At 56.8% G+C, this 18,870-nt stretch carries 12 protein-coding genes; 4 read left to right on the forward strand and 8 right to left on the reverse strand.

Going from position 1 to position 18,870, the window contains the following annotated elements; all coding sequences use genetic code 11:
• Nucleotides 1–83 precede the first annotated feature (83 nt).
• Genes N5D61_RS13310 through ltnD form a run of 3 tightly spaced genes read right to left on the reverse strand, consistent with a single transcriptional unit; the run spans nucleotide 84 to nucleotide 3,056 of the window.
• Nucleotides 84–722, reverse strand: coding sequence for an aldolase (locus N5D61_RS13310; protein WP_279893185.1), 639 nt, complete (start codon nucleotides 720–722; stop codon nucleotides 84–86).
• Complete coding sequence (otnK, locus tag N5D61_RS13315) at nucleotides 719–2,011, reverse strand: 3-oxo-tetronate kinase (protein ID WP_279893186.1); 1,293 nt, start codon at nucleotides 2,009–2,011, stop codon at nucleotides 719–721. The genes N5D61_RS13310 and otnK overlap by 4 nt, the downstream gene beginning before the upstream one ends.
• Before the next feature lie 10 nt (nucleotides 2,012–2,021).
• Complete coding sequence (gene ltnD / locus N5D61_RS13320; protein WP_347881579.1) at nucleotides 2,022–3,056, reverse strand: L-threonate dehydrogenase; 1,035 nt, start codon at nucleotides 3,054–3,056, stop codon at nucleotides 2,022–2,024.
• Between the two features lie 613 nt (nucleotides 3,057–3,669).
• Between ltnD and N5D61_RS13325 the strand changes: the two genes are divergently transcribed.
• Complete coding sequence (locus N5D61_RS13325) at nucleotides 3,670–4,194, forward strand: hypothetical protein (protein WP_279893188.1); 525 nt, start codon at nucleotides 3,670–3,672, stop codon at nucleotides 4,192–4,194.
• Nucleotides 4,195–4,372: 178 nt separating this feature from the next.
• Here N5D61_RS13325 and N5D61_RS13330 read toward each other — a convergent pair whose 3' ends face one another.
• Complete coding sequence (locus N5D61_RS13330; RefSeq protein ID WP_279893189.1) at nucleotides 4,373–5,191, reverse strand: DeoR/GlpR family DNA-binding transcription regulator; 819 nt, start codon at nucleotides 5,189–5,191, stop codon at nucleotides 4,373–4,375.
• Nucleotides 5,192–5,424: 233 nt separating this feature from the next.
• On the opposite strand from N5D61_RS13330, the gene N5D61_RS13335 reads away from it, so the two are divergent.
• The 3 genes from N5D61_RS13335 to N5D61_RS13345 all read left to right on the forward strand — a co-directional run bounded on the left by N5D61_RS13335 (nucleotide 5,425) and on the right by N5D61_RS13345 (nucleotide 7,228).
• Nucleotides 5,425–6,264, forward strand: a complete 840-nt coding sequence (locus N5D61_RS13335) for a DMT family transporter (protein ID WP_279893192.1) — start codon at nucleotides 5,425–5,427, stop codon at nucleotides 6,262–6,264.
• Between the two features lie 35 nt (nucleotides 6,265–6,299).
• On the forward strand, nucleotides 6,300–6,698 hold the full coding sequence (locus tag N5D61_RS13340; RefSeq protein ID WP_108237717.1) for an MAPEG family protein: 399 nt from the start codon (nucleotides 6,300–6,302) through the stop codon (nucleotides 6,696–6,698).
• A 107-nt stretch (nucleotides 6,699–6,805) separates the two neighbouring features.
• Nucleotides 6,806–7,228: a cytochrome c gene (locus tag N5D61_RS13345; protein WP_108237807.1), complete on the forward strand. Its 423-nt coding sequence runs from the start codon at nucleotides 6,806–6,808 to the stop codon at nucleotides 7,226–7,228.
• Between the two features lie 40 nt (nucleotides 7,229–7,268).
• Here the strand turns inward: N5D61_RS13345 and N5D61_RS13350 are convergent, their stop codons facing one another.
• The 4 genes from N5D61_RS13350 to metK all read right to left on the reverse strand — a co-directional run bounded on the left by N5D61_RS13350 (nucleotide 7,269) and on the right by metK (nucleotide 18,859).
• Nucleotides 7,269–7,673 (reverse strand): DUF1090 domain-containing protein, encoded by a 405-nt coding sequence (locus tag N5D61_RS13350; protein ID WP_108237718.1) that lies wholly within the window; start codon nucleotides 7,671–7,673, stop codon nucleotides 7,269–7,271.
• Between the two features lie 60 nt (nucleotides 7,674–7,733).
• A complete protein-coding gene (gene ligB / locus N5D61_RS13355) occupies nucleotides 7,734–9,383 on the reverse strand; it encodes an NAD-dependent DNA ligase LigB (protein ID WP_279893280.1) in 1,650 nt (549 codons plus the stop codon).
• A 422-nt stretch (nucleotides 9,384–9,805) separates the two neighbouring features.
• On the reverse strand, nucleotides 9,806–17,344 hold the full coding sequence (locus N5D61_RS13360; RefSeq protein WP_279893194.1) for a Tc toxin subunit A: 7,539 nt from the start codon (nucleotides 17,342–17,344) through the stop codon (nucleotides 9,806–9,808).
• A 324-nt stretch (nucleotides 17,345–17,668) separates the two neighbouring features.
• Nucleotides 17,669–18,859, reverse strand: a complete 1,191-nt coding sequence (metK, locus tag N5D61_RS13365; RefSeq protein WP_108237721.1) for a methionine adenosyltransferase — start codon at nucleotides 18,857–18,859, stop codon at nucleotides 17,669–17,671.
• Nucleotides 18,860–18,870: the final 11 nt, after the last annotated feature.

Below are 18,870 nucleotides of genomic sequence, written 5' to 3' on the forward strand. Positions count from 1 at the left end.
GATGTCCTGTTGTTATTGTTTCCGGCGAACCGGGTTGCCGAAGGCCGCCGAAACGGCCCTCGGTCAAACGCTGTTGAAGGCCGTTACCAGGTCACGCCGAAGGCCTGACGCAGATCTTCCAGTGCCGCTGCGTCCAGCGGCTCGGGCTTGGGATTGCTCATCAGCCACAGGCGCGCAGTCTCTTCCAGCTCTTCCAGGGCGTAGGCCGCCTTGGCCACAGAGCTTTCCCAGACCACCGGCCCCAGCCGCTCAAGCATTACGCCTCGCACGCTGTTTGCCAGTTTCGCCACCTGTTCGGCCACTTTCGGAGAGCCAGGGCGTTCGTACGAGATCAGTGGGATGTGACCGACTTTCATGACCTGATAAGGGGTGATGGGCGGCAGAATGTCGTTCGGGTGCCAGACGCCCGCGAGGGTCAACGCAACCAGGTGAGTCGAGTGGGTATGTACCACGCCGCCGACCGCTGGGTTGCGGTCGTAGACTTCGCGGTGCAGCATCAGGGTCTTGGATGGCTTCTCGCCCGATACCCATTCCCCGGCCAGATTCACCTTGGCGATCGCGGCTGGATCCAGGCGACCCAGACACGCATCGGTCGGAGTGATCAGCCAGCCATCGTCAAGCCGCGCGCTGATGTTGCCTGCGCTGCCGACGGTGTAGCCGCGCCCGAACAACAGACGACCGATGTCGCAAATTTCTTCGCGCAGTTTGTTCTCGGTACTCATTTGGCACCGCCTGCAAGCTGCTTGAGCGCCTTGTCAAAGAAGTCACGGCCGCCGAAATTGCCGGATTTCAGCGCCAGTGCCAGCGGTTGCTCGCCGCTGCTGATGGTCGCCGGAACGCCTGGATCGATCTGCGCACCGATCTTAAGCAGGCTCACCCCCAGCGCTTGAACGACGGCCCCCGAGGTTTCACCGCCTGCGACGACGAAGCGCTTCACGCCTGATTCCAGCAAGCCTTTGGCGATTTTGCCCAAGGCCTGCTCGACCATCGCACCTGCGCGCTCGACACCTAACCGCTGCTGCACGGCTTTGACTTCATCCGGGCTGCTGGTGGCGTAAATCAGCACGGTCTGACCTGCGTCGCGAGCAAAGGCCAGTGCCTGTTCGACCACCGGCTGACCATCGGCCAGCGCGAGAGGATCGATGCGCAGGGCAGGGCGTTTGGCTTCAAGCCACGCCGCGACTTGACCATTGGTGGCCACCGAGGCACTCCCGGCCAGCACCACTTCACCACCGTCGACTGACTCAAGCTGAGCAGCGTCGATATCACGCAGCTTGCCCGCCTTGCGGAAATTGCCCGGCAAGCCGAGCGCCAGGCCCGAACCGCCGGTCAGCAGTGGCAGGTCGGCGCAGGCTTCGCCCAGCACGTACAAATCCGCGTCAGACAAGGCGTCGGCGATGGCCATGGTCACGCCGTCAGCGCGCAGTTCCGCGATACGCGCACGCACGCTTTCCACGCCTTTGGCGATGCTGTCGTAGCGCAGCAGGCCGACTTTTTTCTCGGTCTGCGATTGCAGCACGCGCACTAGGTTGGCGTCTGTCATCGGGGTCAGCGGATGGTTTTGCATACCGCTCTCATTGAGCAACTGGTCCTGCACAAACAGGTGGCCACGGAAGATCGTCCGGCCATTCTCTGGAAACGCAGGGCAGGCAAGGGTGAAGTCGCTGCTCAGTGCGTCGAGCAGCGCTTCGCTGACCTGACCAATGTTGCCTTTGGCGGTCGAGTCGAAGGTCGAGCAGTACTTGAAGAAAATTTGCTCGCAGCCACGATCACGCAGCCATTGCAGGGCTTGCAGCGATTCCTCGACCGCTTCGGCAGCCGGCGTGGTGCGGGATTTCAGGGCGATGACGATGGCATCGGCGTCCAGCTCCGACAGGCTGTCGGCGCTCGGAATGCCAATGCTTTGCACAGTGCGCATACCGCCGCGTACCAGCATGTTGGCCAGGTCAGTGGCGCCTGTGAAGTCGTCGGCGATGCAGCCCAGCAGAGGGCGCGGAGTCGTGGTGCTCATCTGCGTTTCCTCAGTCGTTGGCGGCTTTGGCGCCCGGCAGGGTGATGCCCGGGAAGATTTTGATCACGGCGGAGTCGTCTTCGCGGCCGAAACCTGCGGTCGACGCCTGCATGAACATCTGGTGCGCGGTGGACGACAGCGGCAGTGGGAATTTGCTCGCGCGGGCTGTGTCCAGTACCAGGCCCAAATCCTTGACGAAGATGTCCACAGCCGACAGCGGTGTGTAGTCAGCCTTGAGGATGTGCGGCACGCGGTTTTCGAACATCCATGAGTTGCCAGCGCTGTTGGTGATCACTTCGTACAGTGCGTCAGCGTCGACGCCTTCACGCAGGCCCAGCGCCATGGCTTCGGCGCTTGCAGCGATGTGCACTCCCGCCAGCAGCTGGTTGATGATTTTGACTTTCGAACCCAGGCCGTGGACGTCGCCCAGGCGATAAACCTTGCCTGCCATGCCATTGAGGACGGCGTCGGCTTTGGCGTACACCTCGGCAGGGCCGGAGGTCATCATGGTCATCCGACCGGCAGCGGCTTTGGCCGCACCGCCGGAGATCGGTGCATCCAGGTACAGCAGACCCTTTTCAGTCAGGCGCTGGCCCAGCTCGATGGCGAAGGTTGGGGCGACGGTGGCACAACCGATGATCAGGCTGCCCGGCTTGAGCGCGGCAACCGCGCCGTGCTCGCCAAACAGGACGGTTTCGGTTTGCTCGGCGTTGACCACGACGGTAATGATCACGTCGCAACTTGCAGCCATAGCGGCGGGGGTCGCACAGGCAACACCCCCTTCGCTGGCGAATTGCTCGGTGACCGCTGCACGGACATCGCAGGCATGAACATTGAATCCGCTGCGCAACAGGGAGCGCGCGATGCCGAGGCCCATGGCACCCAGTCCGATCACGCCAACGTTCTTGTTATCCATGTGTCTCTCCTCGGGTTGAGCGCCGAAGTTTTGCCAGCACTCGAACGGTGTTTGTTCTGATCTGTTAAAGATAGTGAACCTGTGAGCGGATAATGTGAAGCAATTTTTCATTTTCACAAAAGTTAACATTGTTCATTTTTTGACCAGGCACAAAAAGCCCCGGTTGTGAGCCAGGGCTTGGAGCGTGTTAAACGCTGTACGGAGATCTTTGTCCCTGGACGTCGCGCTGTTATGTACAAAACCGGCTGGCTGTAGGAGCGCGCTTGCCCGCGATCGCGGTGTGTTAGATGAGGAAATATGGATGAGACGCCGTGATCGCAGGCAAGCGCGCTCCTACGGATTGGGGTGTCTGTGAGCTCAGCGCTTGTCGACGGAGGCCAACATCAACTCCACCCCCTGCGCCCGAATGCTGTCAGCCGCAGCCCAGCATCTCCATTCACATACAGATCTTTTCGATCTTTGTTCGATAGCCTAGGCGATCATATAAGCAAGTTGAGTAGTCTATATATTGGTTGGCGATGTCAGTGGTGTTGTTGATTTCGACAGGTTTAGATAAATCGCTATATGGGGGTGTGAGGTTATTGCGGTTGCTTATTTGTTAGTGCATTAGTTCGCCGTCCGTCAGGGTTTTTTATTTTCTCTCTCTGCTGGCTTGATGTTTACATGGTTTGGTTGATAGTGAGTGTATGGCTGACCGAATATTTCGGTAGTCGGAGTGCTAATTCATATGGAGATCATCGCCATGTCTGTGATCGAATTCAAATTGGATAAAACGTCTTTTGGGTCTCAAGCTTATTTTTCTGGCACTGTCGAGGCGGTGGGAAGTACAGGCTATAAGTTTTCCGGCACACTCAAAGTCAGCGCCCCATTCAACAGAGGGAATGCAGGCTTTTCCAACACTGTACGGATAGGTCACGGTGGCGTGTCAGGGAAGTACGAGCATTTGGATCTCGACCTGGGAAAACACCCAGTGTCAGACAAAACGTTGAAGATCGAGGGCTTGGGGAAAAGGGCCGCCAATGAAAAGGTGAAATTCTATGTGGCTGTGAATCAGGGAATCAGCGGTCAGTTTGAAGAGGGCCCTGAATTAACTTGTGATTTGGGCGTCATTGCTGATGAGTCAGCGAGCAGTACTGCATCTACACCGGTTGATAGTCAAGAAGAATCGATTCCCGAGAAAAAAACACGGTTACCACCTGAGCTTAAGGAGGGGGACGCTGAGGGTATCAGTGAGTATGAAAAGTATTTGTCCCGATACGATACTTGAATGAGAGATACGTTGATGAGTAGAAACAAGGCGATGTTCTGAATCAAGATAGCTGAACGTTGGTGTAGGTGTATTCCGGTTATTTCGTCCTTGACACTGAGTGGCGGTGCGTCAATCTTGAAAAAATGGCAGGCACGCCAAATTCGGTAGCGTGCCTGCCCCTGCCAGTAAGTAGCACTCAGCGCTTGTCCACCGACGCCAACATCAACTCCACCCCCTGGGCCCGAATGCTGTCAGCCGCAGCCTGAGCCAGCCCGTCATCGGTGATGATCGCGTCGAACTGCTCGAGGCTGGCGACCTTGTACATGCCGAACGTGCCGTATTTGGAGCTGGTGGTCAGCAGCACACTGCGCGACGCCGCTTGCATGGCCGCTTGTTTGACCTCGACCTTGAGCGCCGAGGGGGTCGTGGTCCCGCGTTGCAGGTCCCACGAGCTGGTGGACATGAATGCAACGTCGGTCGCCAGGTGACGTAACGTTGCGGCGGCGAGGCCTCCCACGCACGAGCGATTGGGGTGGTCCAGCAGGCCGCCTGTGTGGATGACGTCGACGTGGGTGGCGTCAGCCAGCGCGTTGACCACGCCGAAATCGTTGGTCACGACGGTCATGCCCGACAGCGCGGCAATGTGCGGGACGATTTCCAGCGTGCTGGTGCCCGCATCGAGATAGACCGTCATTTCGGGATGGAGCAGTCCGGCGGCCAAACGAGCCATCGCCTGCTTTTGCGGCAGTTCGACCACCGCCTTGGATTGGTGACTCGGTTCACTGTGAACCTGGCTGGCGATCCGCACGCCGCCTGTGACGGAATACGCGCGACCGCTCTGTTCGAGCAAGGCGATGTCGCGACGAATGGTCATGTGCGAGCAATCGAACATCTCCATCAACTGATGCACGCTGAGCACCTGGTGTTTGCGTAGCTGACGCAGCATCAGCTCACGGCGCTGATCGGGAATCATGGGCGCTGCACCACTGACGGTGGTGTCTTCTTCGCTGGACATTCAGGCTCCTGGGCATTGCGGTGCAGTCGGTCCGACCGCGATGGCTGGCATCTTAGCCAATCGTCGGCGCTGCCGCAGCAGCGAAGCACATCGATACCCACCCATACGCAGTGCGTGTTCCGCTCTTGCGAATCCTTTATCCTCAGGCGTCACGGACCACGGGGCGTCGCCACTGCTGCCCTGGAAAACAAAAAATTTGCCCGGTTGCGGGACAGAGCGGATAAGGAGAGCGTGTGCTGGCGACAACCTTGGTCTTGATCGCGGCTGTGCTGCATGCCACCTGGAACACGCTCATCAAATTCAGCGCCGAGCGCTTGTTGGTCATTGCCAGCATGGACATCGTGGCCTTTGTCCTTGCGGTGCTCGCGCTGGAATTCGTATCCCCGCCTGCCTGGCCCATCTGGCCGTGGCTGGTGGCGTCGGCGCTCTTCGAGTTGCTCTATCGCGTGTTGCTGATCAGGGCGTACCGGGTGGGTGATTTGGGGCTGGTGTATCCCTTGATGCGTGGCTTGTCACCGCTGGTGGTTCTGGCGCTGACTTTGATCTTCGCTGGCGAACACCTGACCCTTCAACAGATTCTCGGCATTCTGCTGATTCCCTGCGGCATGATCTGCCTGCTGTGGCAGGGCGGCGGTGGTCATCGTCTACCGTGGTCGATGCTCCCAGTGGTCGGCATGATCGGCTTGTGCATCGGCTGTTACACCTTCATCGACGGGCAGGCACTCAAGCGCGGGATCGAGCCCCTGGATTATCTGGTCTGGCTCACATTCATCAGCGCCTGGCCATTCCCTCTGCTGGCGCTGGTCAGAAAGCGTCCAGTGTTCCTGCTGTTCTGGCGCGAGCAATGGAAACTGGGGCTGAGCGTAGGTTTCTGCGTGTTGTTCAGCTATGCGCTGGTGTTGTGGGCGATGCAGATAGGGTCAGTGGCTCAGGCCGCGGCGCTGCGTGAAGTGAGCGTCGTGCTGGTGGTGTTGTTCGGGATGCGTTACCTGAAAGAACCTTTCGGTCGGCCCCGGCTCTTAGCCTGTGGGCTGGTATTGCTCGGTATGCTTCTGATGAAGCTCAACTTTTAAATAAAAAAACTCATATTTTAAAAAGGAAGACGCAAATGACCGTTGCCTTTTGGTGCGTGTTGATCGTGATTCTACTGCCGCTCGCGTGTACGTCGATCGCCAAGTTTGGCAGCGGCAAGTTCGCCCTGCGGGACAACCACAACCCAAGAGACTTTCTGGAGCGCCTCGAAGGCCTGCCTCGTCGAGCCCACGCCGCACAGCAAAACAGCTTCGAAGCCATCCCCGGTTTCGCTGCCGGGGTGATCATCGCCCACATTGCCGGTGTCGCTCAGTTGGTGACAATTGATGTGCTGGCGGTACTGTTCGTGACCACCCGGCTGCTCTACATCATTTTCTACCTCGCCGACCTCGCAGCGCTGCGCTCGCTGGTGTGGTTCATCGGCCTGGGGTTGGTGATTGCTCTGTTCGGTGTATCCGTCGGCACCCCTGCCTAATCATTCACTTGGGTTTTCGAGCGCACACGGCAATACTGGCGACCCTTTTTTCGCCAGTAGTCGCCATGAAGTCAAAGAGCGTCGCGTTGAAAACCCGTGGGCTGGTGATGCTCGCCCTGTTTGCGCTGAGCGCCTGCGGCGCGGTGGACCCCAATTCCCCGCTGGGCCAGCGCAAGGCCATCTTCAAGCAGATGCTCAAAACCAGCGAAGATACGGGCGGCATGTTGCGGGGGCGGCTGCCGTTCGACGGTGCGAAATTCGCCGAAGGTGCGGTCAAGCTCGATGGGCTGTCCCACGAGCCCTGGAAGCATTTTCCCGCAGTGAAAGAGTCAGAAAATACCAGCGCCAAAGATGCGGTCTGGCAGCGGCAGGCGCGCTTTCAGGAGTTGGCCCGGGCATTGGAGGCCCGGACCGGAGAATTGGTCATCGCCACGCGAACGCTTCCGCTGACGCCGGCGAACATGATCCCGCCGATGAATAACGTCGAAGATGCCTGCGATGTGTGTCACAAGGAGTTTCGCGACCACTGAACAGGCACGAGCGAGGAGCGTTTGCCCTCTGGCCGTTAATTCACTCGTCATCCTCGTCCGGCTGGATCTCTTCCAGCTTCTGCTGTTCGTCCTGCAGCGCCTTGCGCGATTCGGCCAGTTTGTCCTTGCGCTTGTTGATCTTGTCCGCATCGCCTTTCTTCATCGCTTTGTCCAGGTCCGTCTGGCGCTTGCCGACTTCCTGTTTGGCCTCCAACACTTTCTTTTCCTGTGCCTTGATCAGCCCCGCATCGGTGCAGTGGTCGGTGTTCTCGGCAAGCGCCTTCTCGAGTCCGGCCTGTTGCTCGCTGTTTCCGGCCGCCTTGGCTTGCTCGATGCCGGCCTGGATCTCGCCGCGCTTGGCCTCGCACAGCGGCTCGGCGGCGAACGACGGGGCCGCCAACATCCCACAGGCGGCGAACACCATCAGAGAGGAAAACACTTTCATGACTGCTCCTTGAATAACTGCTTGGGCGGGAAATTGAACACCGCCCCGACAAAAAAAAGACTAAAAACCCTGAATACCCTGCTCCCGCAGCTGCGTGGCCAATGCCTGCACGTGCGGATGCTGAAAAAACGCCGTGAGCTGTTTCGCACGACCTGGGCCAATGCCAGGTTCGGCCTGCCATTGATCGGCGCTGCGGGCCGACAACGCAGACCAGGAATCACCCAGGCTCGCGCCCGCTGTGGGCGGCAGGCCGATGGCTTTGAGCCAAACTTCGAAGGATTGTTCGCGAGCGCCCTGAAAACTGTTCAACAGTTTAGCGCTGCTTTGCTCGCTGATGCCGGGAATGTTCACAAGTTGTGCACTGTCCAGGCGCAACCAGTCGAGCAAACCTTCTATCGCGCCTGCGCTGATCAGCCTGTCCCATGTGCCAGGGCCAACCCCGCTCATGGCCAGGCCTTTCTTGCCGCTGAGCCACTTCAGCCGTTCGCGGAATTGGCTCTCGCAGCCCTCAGTGGGTTGCCAGCAGCTCAGCGCGTGGTAGTCCGCAGCTTGGGGGACAATCATCGACACCCGTTCGGTACTGCGAGTGACCACGCCATCCAGTCTTGGAATGGTCAATCCCGCCAGGCTGATTGCCACCTGATCACCGGGACGGATGTCCATGGATTGCCAACGTTTGAGAGAACTGACGCTGACCCGTGTGACCTTTCGGTCGTCCAGTTGAACCGGCGCTATTTCCAGCTCGGGTGTGATCTTGCCACTGCGCCCCACGTTGAAATGCACCTTGCGCACGTCTCCCAGCACCTGAGCGAAGGGGTACTTCCAAGCGGCGATCCAGTAAGGCGCCTTGGCTTGCCAACGCTCCGCAGGCGGACGGTGCCCCTGACGTAAAATCACGCCATCCGTGGCGAACGGCAGCGGATTTTCGTACCAGTGCGTCCGCCACGCTCTGGCCTGTTCAAAACGCTCGAACGGCTCGCTCAGTGTCACGGCGTCGTCAAAGCCCATGGTGCGCAGGCTGCTCAAGCGTTCACGCATGTCGGCAGGGCCTTGTGGCCAGTCCCAGACAAACAGCCCAATCTGCGCGCCCTCGGCTTCGGTGATAGCCGTTCGTGCCAGCAATCCGGCCACTTTGCTGCGTGCATTGAGGCTGCCAGCCCGGGCTTGCACGTGGTCGGTCAGCCGCCAGTAAAGCTCGCCCTGTAGCACCACGGATTGTTGTACGGGCAGCGTGCGAGGAATCGCACCGATATGAAAGGCATGTGCACTCCAGTCCTGCCCCTTGAGGCCATCGCCTCGGCTGATGGCTTTGACCAGCGTCCCGCCTTGGTAGATCAGCGTGACCGCCACCCCATCGACCTTCGGCTGAATCCACAGACCTGTTTTGCCCTTGAGCCAGCCCTGCACGGCGGCTTCGTCCGGCAATTTGTGCACGCCGGTATGTGGCACGGGGTGAGCATGCAAGCCTGTCGCTGTTTTCAGTGGATCCGCATCGGGTAAGCCTGAAGCTGCGAAGCACGCCTTCAACTGGGCCAGTCGCTGAACGGACTGGTCATACAGCTCGTCCGCCACTAGCGAAGCCCCTTGCCGGTGATAGCTGTCGTCCCAGCCCGCGACTTGCGCCTGCAAGGCCGCTATCTCATCCCGAGCTTTGCCGGACGGCCAGTCGGGGCAGGACTGAGCAGACACGGTGGCGGACAACAGGGTCATTACTGCGCAGAGGGCAGTGCGGTGAAACAGCAGCATGGGCGCATCCTTGCTGAATGAGGGCAGGGCCCCAAGGCTAGGATTTCAGCCGCATTGTTTCCTGCACAATCCGGTTAACGGGTTTTTCCAGCGCCATTACAGCCAGGTGCTGCATCGCAGCCTGACTGGCCCTTAGGCGGATTTCAGGCGAGTGCAAACGGGTATTTCACCCACGGCATACAGAGGCCGATTAAAGGACGCCTGCCATGGAGCTGACGACGCTTGCCGTTTTATTCCAGCCTGTTAGGCCCTGAACATGACCCCTGCCCCAACAATCTTCTGGCGATCGGCAACGCCTCACGTTAAGGCTTCGCGCGAGGAGCACGGCTTGCCGACGGTAGCGATCATGCGGCGCCACCGCCGACAAGCTGTGCTGCCACATGGGGTCAGGCTTTCTTCGCTTCTCTGTAAAGCTCACGGACCTTCGTGACGAGTTCGCTTCCCCCGTCCAGTGCGGTGTAGACAAGATTGATCTGAATATCCGACACCGCCGACTTCAACGACTCGGCACATTCAATGTCCGGGATTTCCAGTTGCCATTGCGAAATGGCGCCGGTCCCTTCGAAGGGCGAGTAGCGGCCGTCATGAAACATCAGCTCGTAGACCCATTCTCCCGGTGCAAACCCCAACCCGTCTTCGGACACCAGCGACGACAGTGCAATCTGCTGTTGCGCACGCAAGTTGCGCTTAATGCTGGCAGGCGGTTCTTTGCCTTCGCCGTAGTAATACTCCGCACCTTTCGCGTGAGGTTCGATCAACGTGGAGTTGCCGATCTGGGTCAGGATCGCTGACATCTCTTCCACCTTGCTGCCCTCTTTCAGGATGAATGACACCGAAACGTGCTTGAGCTGGCGCAGGTAGTGACCGGGATAGTTCTTGTCGAAATCCGTGGCTTTGAACTCGAACAGCAAAGGTTTATTCGTTGCCAGGCCGTTGAGGCCACTGGTCAAGCCTTTACTGGTCAGTAGTTTGGTGAGACTGAAGCTTTTCTTGATGGTCAACCGCCGCTCATTGGCTGACAGATAGGCGTTTTCCATCTCCTGCAGATCGACCAGCAGAGACTCGCCTGCCAACATGCCTTTGTAGGTATCGCTCCAAGCGCTGGTTTTGATAAAGGCATTACGTTTGTAATCGCCAATCTCGTAACGCCACGCTGCCTCCAGGCCCAAGCAAAGCGACAGTACCGCGTCGTAAGCTTTGCCATAGATCAGTTCTTGCCGGGCTACCAGCCAGTTGTAGATCGGGATGATGGTGAAGCCTGTGGTCATGGCGACGTACGCTTCGTCGAGATTTGCACGTTCTTGCTTGGCTTCTTCAAGGCTGATGGTCGCGGCGTTCAGTTCTATATCGACTTGCTCGATTTGTTGGGAGAGGGCTTTGATATCCCAATTCGCCTGCTCCATCTCGAATTGCCACTCGCTGGCGCGGCGTTCATAGCCCGCTTCCGCGATGAGCTGCCCCGCAGCAAAATCGGCAATGTTACTGGTGGTGAGCAGCGTGGACGCAGTTCTTGCCATTGGCTGCTCGGGTTTGTTGCCGCCAAAGGCCATGCCAAAAATGGTAGGCGTCATGGCGGCAGCAATACCTGCGGTGATCTCAAAAGGGACGGCAGCGGCTTGTGTCACCTTGGCAACGATGGACAGACCGGTAGCCGCTTCTTCCATGGGTGACTTTCCAACATCCAATAGCGCTTCAAAGCGTGCTTTGCGTGCCTCAGCGGCGCGAAGGCCCAGTTGCAATGTCTGTTTGTTCGCGAGCACCGCACTGATAGCCTCTTTGCCTAGCCGCAGCGCGAAATCGGACATTCTGATTTCCTGAGACTTCATCAAAACCGAAAATGTCGTGTTGAACTCGTCTTCCATCAGCTTCATGTAATGTCGGCCAAAGTCGAGTAGCTGTTGTACCGCCGCGCGAGTGGTTGGCAGGATCTGGCGAAAGCGATAGGCCGGGATGGGCGTGCGGCCGCTGTTGTAAGTGGTGGCAATGATGCTCAGGCCACCTCTGGCGGACGCGAATGGGTCTACTTCCTCGTCCCTCCAGCCCAGGTCAGGCAAAGCTTTACCGTCGATAGTCAAGCCGTGACGCAGTTGGTATAGGCGGCGCTCAAGGGTCTTGCGTGCGTCGAGCACGCGTTGATTGATAGGCGTAAAGAAGAGCGATTCGTCGATATCGGAGAGTTTGAGTGGGATCCACCTGGAGACCTCCGTGCGCTCAGGAAGAGGTCCGACCAATTTCAACGCCTGTTGATAGCAAAGCCAGGCGTGGTTAAGGCTGCTAAGCGTGAGCTGGCGGTAATAGTGATCGCCTTGGCGCTGCCAATTCTCGACCAGCCCCAGAAACACCGCTTGCCGGTAGTAGCGAGACAGAATGAATGCGCGCGCCGTGGGATCGACCGGCTTGTTCAGCTCGGACGTGAGTGTGCCCACCTCGGCCAATGGTCGCGTGTTCCAGTACGCGGGGCGCCCGTCATCGTCAGCTACCGCCCGATAAGGGTCGAACAGGTTGCGCAGGTACCAGCTTTCTGCGTCTTCGAACTGTTGTTGTTCGGTGAGGCGGGTGGCGATGAGTGCAGGGAGGTGCAGGAACAGTTCGCGGAAATAGATACCGTTGGCGCCGTGGAAGTCTACCGACGGGTTGGGAACGTTTTCATCGATAGTGGGTTCTTTCAGTTTTTGGGTGTCCCACGCTAGGGCGCGTTCGACACTCTGCGATGCCCGTGCAACGAGTTGCTTGCCGAACAGGGTGTTTAGGCGGATGCGTTTTGGGATATCAACTGAGCGGTCGTCTACTGACGTAAGGTCCAGGTATTGAGCCTGTTCGGTGTTGTTGAGTATGGCGACATTCCACGACTCGTCTGTCTTGCTACTTGAAATTTCATACGTGTAGTGGGTCTCATAAACTTTTATTTCATCTAAAATTATGTATGCCTGGAATTCGTACGTTCCTTCTTCTGTGTAGTCGTATAGTGTTGTTATGTGGGCAAGGTGACCCTCAGCGAGGGGCTCGAAATTTAGGTCGCTGGGAGATTTTATTTTAATCCCAAAAGCGCTCAAAGCATGTGTAAGAGGAGCGTCGTCGTATCGGTAGTGCGCTTCAATTTTTAATGTTTTCTTCGTGGTGAATGGCAGTTCTATTTTAAATGTCATCGCCTTTGAAGCAATGCTGTATAAAATAGCTTCGGTAACTTTTAATAATGAATTTTCAGCTTTTTCAAAAGTTGATTTTGTTATCGCATGAGATGCTTTTGCTGAATGATAGATTTCTGAATATTCATAGGCTTTTCCCGCATCATCAAAAGCCGCAGCGGCTGTTTTCAATTTTTCCTTTACGGTTTCGGACATGTTTTTTACATAGGCGGACACCGCAATGCTATTATTTAATGTTGGTGTCAGTGCTGTTGCGGCGCCTGAAAAATAAAGTTTGAAGTCTTTTCTTTCCTGGGGGGAAATGACCGTTGGGGCGAGTTCTATTTCTGAGGTTAAATGGGATAATTCACCGTATATAAGGTCATCTAATTTTTTGTGTTTGGGTGGTTTTAGTGCGGTGAGCGAGGTTGATGTGCCGTCGTAAATGTGTTGCACGAAACGTATGTCTTCATAGGTTTTTAATGTGACGTTGGTCAGTTTTTCAAGTGATTCTACGGGTAATTGCTTTCTGTTGATGAGTAATAGGTCTCTCATTTCAACAAAGTAGTCTTGATTGATGTTTCCTGGCCCTGCTGCAGGTTTGCTGCAATCGTGCAGGATGACAGTTAGCCACGGATCTTGCCGACGTTCATTCTCCGTATTGACGAAAACAATCAGACCGGGGATATACGATTCATCTTTCAAAAAATTATGTTCTTTGTTGCTCCGACGCTGACCGTCCTCGGTGCCATCCAGGCAGATCAGCTCGTTAGCTGTGCTCCAGAAACCATCGCTTTGCAAATACGTATACTGGACCGACAGTTTCTTGAATTGGGTAGGTGTCTGGCTCTTCCCGTCGTTGCTGGGCAAGCCAGTGGTACCACGCTCGACCCAGAACACGTAAGGACGCCCCGCAATGATCACGGGGCGGATGGCGTCGCAGGTATGCGTTACATTTTTACTGGAATCCTTTAAAACATTACCTTTGTCATCCTTCTGTACTTTCCCGTCCGCATCCATCTTGTCAAACTGCTCAATATATTGGCTTTGCGCAATGACGCCAGTTACTGTCAGATCGATCTTCTTCCACTCACTCCACGCCAGCGGACTCAGCCTTTGTTGATCGTCGCGCAGCCCCATGTCGACTGAGCGCCAATAGTACCCAGTGGGCGAGGCGTTGGTCTTGCCAATCAGGTGATACGTATCGTTGAGTGGATCGCGACCATCCAGGTAGCCACTGACAATTTGCAAATTGCTGAGCCGTTCGAACTTGGTGAGGTAGTTGCAAACGGCAGTTTCCAGTAACTCAGTGTCCAGCTTCCCTTGGTTGACCTCGACTTCAAGCTCCTGAAAAGCTTTGGTCTTTTTAGGGCGGTTGGCGTAATAGATCAGGTTTTCCGGGTGGTTAGTCTGCGCTCGCCAGACTTTCCAGGTGCCGTACTGATTCAGATACCGTTCCCAGTGCTGATTGGCGGTGGACGGCAGCTCAGCTGTTTCGTATCCGGGTTCGAGGTGCGAGAACAAACGGAAGAGATAATGCTGCAGGCTGGCGATGGCCTGTGTGACGTAAGTGGTTTCCATGGCTTTGAGGCTTGCGCTGACGTCTGTGAGGAAATAACTCGACAGGTCGTCGGCCGACGCTAGCGCAGCCTGACGATGGGTGTCTGTGGGCCTCCAGTACCCAAGAAGGTAATCAACGACCGCATCGCGCCAGTGCTCTTTTAGGCGAGGCTCGATGGCGGCTAACTCTTTTTCACCGCACGCGGCTTGCAAGAGTTGGGCGGTGGTTAGGAAATCGTCATAACTGGACTCTTCCCCCAGCCAAGAAAGATCAAGAAGCGATTGACAGGACAGACCACTGCGTTTGCATAGATCTTGTAGGCGCAATGCAAAGTGTATGTCACTTATATTCGAATAGGCTTGCTGCTGGTCATGCGCTACGTCTTCGAATGGGACGTATTTTTCCAACTTTATTTTTTTGCCTCGTTCTTTTCGATAAATTAGGCTCCACGTGCTCGGGATGGTCTCCGGCAAAAAGTCCTTAGTTTGTACTTTCAGTGGTGTGGCAAACTCCTTGATGAAACTTTTAAATTTTCTGTAAAGGCTGTCGCCATGAGGGTAGCTGCCACCGTCTTGTGAATATTTGTCAAGGACAACCCGCAGTCCTCCGCCGCTCACTTTTCTGTTGCAATAGTTCCAGTAACCTAAGTCATCACCGGTAAGTGAGCTTGCAAATTCCTCAAGGGATCCTTTCTCAAGCGGCTTCTCACTTTGCCTTGTGATCTTGGTATAGGGCGCTGCCAATAACGCCTCGCTCTCACTCCAGCCGATCATCGCGCCTAGCTGTTTAGCCGCTGTGCGTATGTCTTCGGGTTTATCACTGGATCGCAAGCGAGTCAGGTAGTTGAGTGCATTTTGTTCGTCGACCGCATTTTCGCTGCAGATACCTATCCAACGACGGTAGCCGGTGAGTTGATAGAGCAGTTGGAGGTTGATAATAGGTGTGTATTGGCCATACGTTGAGGCCTCGACATCAAATTGCGCGGGATGTGCCAACAATGCCTCAAGTCCAGCGGCGGTCAGTCCGGTCAGGCGAACGGTCAGCGTGAAACGGGCCATGTCTCGCCATAGTGCGAATGATTTCTCATTGGCCACTGTGGGCGTGAGTAAATCGCCAAGCAGATCAGTGGAGTCTTTCTTGATCCACTTCAGGAGTGGCAGCGCATACGCTGATGCCGATCCTGGATTGCCCAGCGCCTCACCGAATGCATTGCCGAACAAGGCTTTGGTAAGGTCTTCCTGTGCAACCCGCGCGTTGGTGAGTACTGAAGCCACTTCCCCGGCAGCGGTTGCTTCATCGGGAGCGGCGTTTTTCAGTTTGCCCCCGAGCAAGGTTTCCAACTCGGTTCTCAGGGTGGGCTCTTCGGGAAGGCCGGTTTTAACTAATCCCTTGTCGTCGACGTAGGCACTCAATAGCTTCAACCAGGCTTCGGTATCAGCCTTGAGGATTTGATTGCCGCTCAGCGCTTTTTTTATCTTGTCCTCTGTAAGGCAGGCCGAGGCAATGTCCGGAGGATTGTCGCCCAGGAATTTTGCCCGCGCACTTTCGATGGCAGCCAGGATCTCGGGCGTTTGTTGAGGAGGGCTAAGCAGCGCTAAAACGGCTGAAGGCTTCAGGCGGTTTTGGTCTAGCCACTGTTTGGTATTGGCCAACGCAATCAGCACATCCAGAATGTCTGCCTTGCCCGGCGCATCGTTGACCTGGGCTTTACCCGCCATGAGCTTCTGCACCTCGCCGTTGTCGAGCGCCAGAATCTCAATCAGGTTGGTGCCTTCAGACAGGCTCAAGCCCATCAGGCGAGGCAACCGACTGAGGCGATACAGCGAAGATATGAGCGGGAGGGATAATGTGAGCTTTCTGACGTCCGGACCCGGAAGGGCTTGCGTGAGGTACTTGCGGGTCTGCTGTTCGTTGGAACCCAGGGCTTTGCCGATGCGACTGATGAGCAGTGACGAATTTTCCCCTTCACTGTCGGTGCCTTCGTCCAGGTCGAATTCGCTGCCATCAAGGTTCAATGGGGAGTCGATTTTTGCCAGATCTCCGGCGCTCGGACCATCCAGTACGCGGTCCAGAAAGGGCGTTTGATCGCCTACTGCATACGGTGTTACCTCGTGAATCAGTGCGGCGAACTGTTCTGCAGTGACCGCGTACTTCTCGTTATAGTAGCGGAACACACCGATGGCCCGCACCGTGTTTGCGGTGAGGTGGAAGTCTTTCGTTTGACCTTCAGCTCTCAATGCGGACATGACCAGCAGGTCGGTATCAGAAAATGACAGGTTCAGTGCATGACGCAAGTGGATGATCTGGTGGATGCGTACGAAGTGCGCAGCCGTCGCCCCTTTGATGCCCAGCCTGATGCCGGCCTCGGCATAGGTATCTGCCAGTGTCACTGCCGGGGCGTTGCCGTTGTTGATGTAGGCCGCACCGAACACGCTGCCATCAATTACAGTCGCATCAGCTGGCATGTAGGCGGCTGATCGTTTGACGCTGGTCACACCCGATTCCGCGTTGTCGTCGACGCCCCGGATGGCCAACATGTCTGACACGTCTTCTGTTTTGAGCCCGGTTCTCTGGCAAAGAAATTCGACTTGGCTGAGTTTCAGGGCGACGGCGGCGTTATCTCCCGGCACGCCATAGCATTGGGTTAGCAAACCATCCGTGTCGACATTGCTATCGCTGAGCAGCAGCCCTTGCAGTGCCGGGCTGAAGCCTGTGGCGTTGCGCATGACTTGCCTGAGCTCTTCGGTGCGCAAGTTGCCGTCGCAAAAGTTGGGAAAGCTGTATTCCGATTGCTGTAAGAGATCGAACAGCGGAATTTTCTTTTGCTTCAATACCGTCAGGATTTGCTCCAGTGGGTAATGAAAAGGCAGACCGGCGCGGCAGACGGCTTCGCTGATAACTTCGGGCAACGGTTTCTCGGCGCCTGCGTGGCTTTTGGCTTGGCGGGTGAGCGCATTGATCGCCAGAGTCAGAGGCGCGATCTTGGTATTCAGGCTCTCTTGATTGAGCACCAATTCTGCGATGTCGGGGCGGCGTTGGGCGAGCGTGAAGCGTTTATCTGATGTGGAGGTGGCTTCCAGTTCCAGCGCCTGTTGATACAGGGCATACAGGTAAGCGATGGGACCATTGTTGGATTCCAGCGCATCCGGGGAGCACCGGTTGGCCAATTGCTCCGGAAACAGGCTGGCGTACGTGGCGGGTTGAGGGGTTGTATCGCTGGAGGTATTTGTATCGGCCATGATTGCGCTGTCCTTTGCGTAGAGGCGGGAAGCGTCATCCATGAACGGCAAGGCGTAACGCTCGATTAGCAAGCGATTTGCTGCGTGTCAGAAAAGGCTAGCAGCGGAAGGTCGGGACTAGGGCGCTACGGCTAGTTGAGTTCGCGATAGGGTTGATCGCCAATCGCTATATTGCATGGCCCCGCGCAGCACGGCTTGCCAGCGGTAGCGATCGTGCGCACGCCTCCGTCAGTGAGCCACGCTACTGCGGGGATCTCATGTCGCACAAAAAAGCCCCTGACGACTCGCATCGTCAGGGGCTTTCCATAAACAACCGCTGAGGGATTACAGACCAGCAGCAGCGCGCAGGGCGTCGGCGCGGTCGGTTTTTTCCCAAGTGAAGGTGGAGAAGGTGTCTTCACCCACGGTCTTGGTCTGCGGCGTGCGGCCAAAGTGGCCGTAGGCTGCGGTTTCCTGATACATCGGATGGAGCAAGTCGAGCATTTTGGTGATCGCGTATGGGCGCAGGTCAAAGTGCTCGCGGACCAGTTTGATGATCTTGTCATCGCTGATCTTGCCGGTGCCGAAGGTGTTCAGCGAGATCGAAGTTGGCTGAGCGACGCCGATGGCGTAGGAGACCTGAATCTCGCAACGCTCGGCCAGGCCAGCGGCAACGATGTTCTTGGCGACGTAACGACCGGCGTATGCCGCCGAACGGTCAACCTTGGACGGATCTTTGCCGGAGAACGCACCGCCGCCGTGGCGTGCCATGCCGCCGTAGCTGTCGACGATGATCTTGCGGCCGGTCAGGCCGCAGTCGCCCACTGGGCCGCCGATGATGAACTGCCCCGTTGGGTTGATGTGGAACTGGGTGTCCTTATGCAGCAGGTTGGCAGGCAACACGTTCTTGACGATCAGTTCCATCACGCCTTCACGCAGATCGGCATACGACACTTCAGGGTTGTGCTGGGTCGACAGTACGATCGCGTCGATGCCGACCACGATGCCGTTTTCGTAGCGGCAGGTGACTTGGGATTTGGCATCCGGACGCAACCACGGCAGCAGACCGGATTTGCGAGCCTCCGCCTGACGCTGCACCAGTTGGTGAGAGAACGCGATCGGTGCGGGCATCAGCTCGGCTGTTTCGTTGCTGGCATAGCCAAACATCAAACCTTGGTCGCCTGCACCCTGATCTTCGGGCTTGGCGCGGTCAACGCCCTGATTGATGTCCGGAGACTGCTTGCCGATGATGTTCATCACGCCGCAGGTCGCGCCGTCGAAGCCGACGTCGGAACTGGTGTAGCCGATGTCGCTGATCACGTCACGAACGATCTGCTCCAGGTCCACCCATGCGCTGGTGGTGACTTCGCCCGCTACGATGGCGACGCCCGTCTTGACCAGGGTTTCCACTGCAACGCGTGCGTGTTTGTCCTGAGCAATGATGGCGTCCAGCACCGCATCGGAGATCTGGTCGGCGATTTTGTCCGGGTGCCCTTCGGACACGGACTCGGAGGTGAAAAGGGAGTATTCGCTCATCTCGACGGTTT

This window comes from Pseudomonas sp. GD03842 (genome assembly GCF_029841165.1).
Classification (GTDB): Bacteria; Pseudomonadota; Gammaproteobacteria; order Pseudomonadales; family Pseudomonadaceae; genus Aquipseudomonas.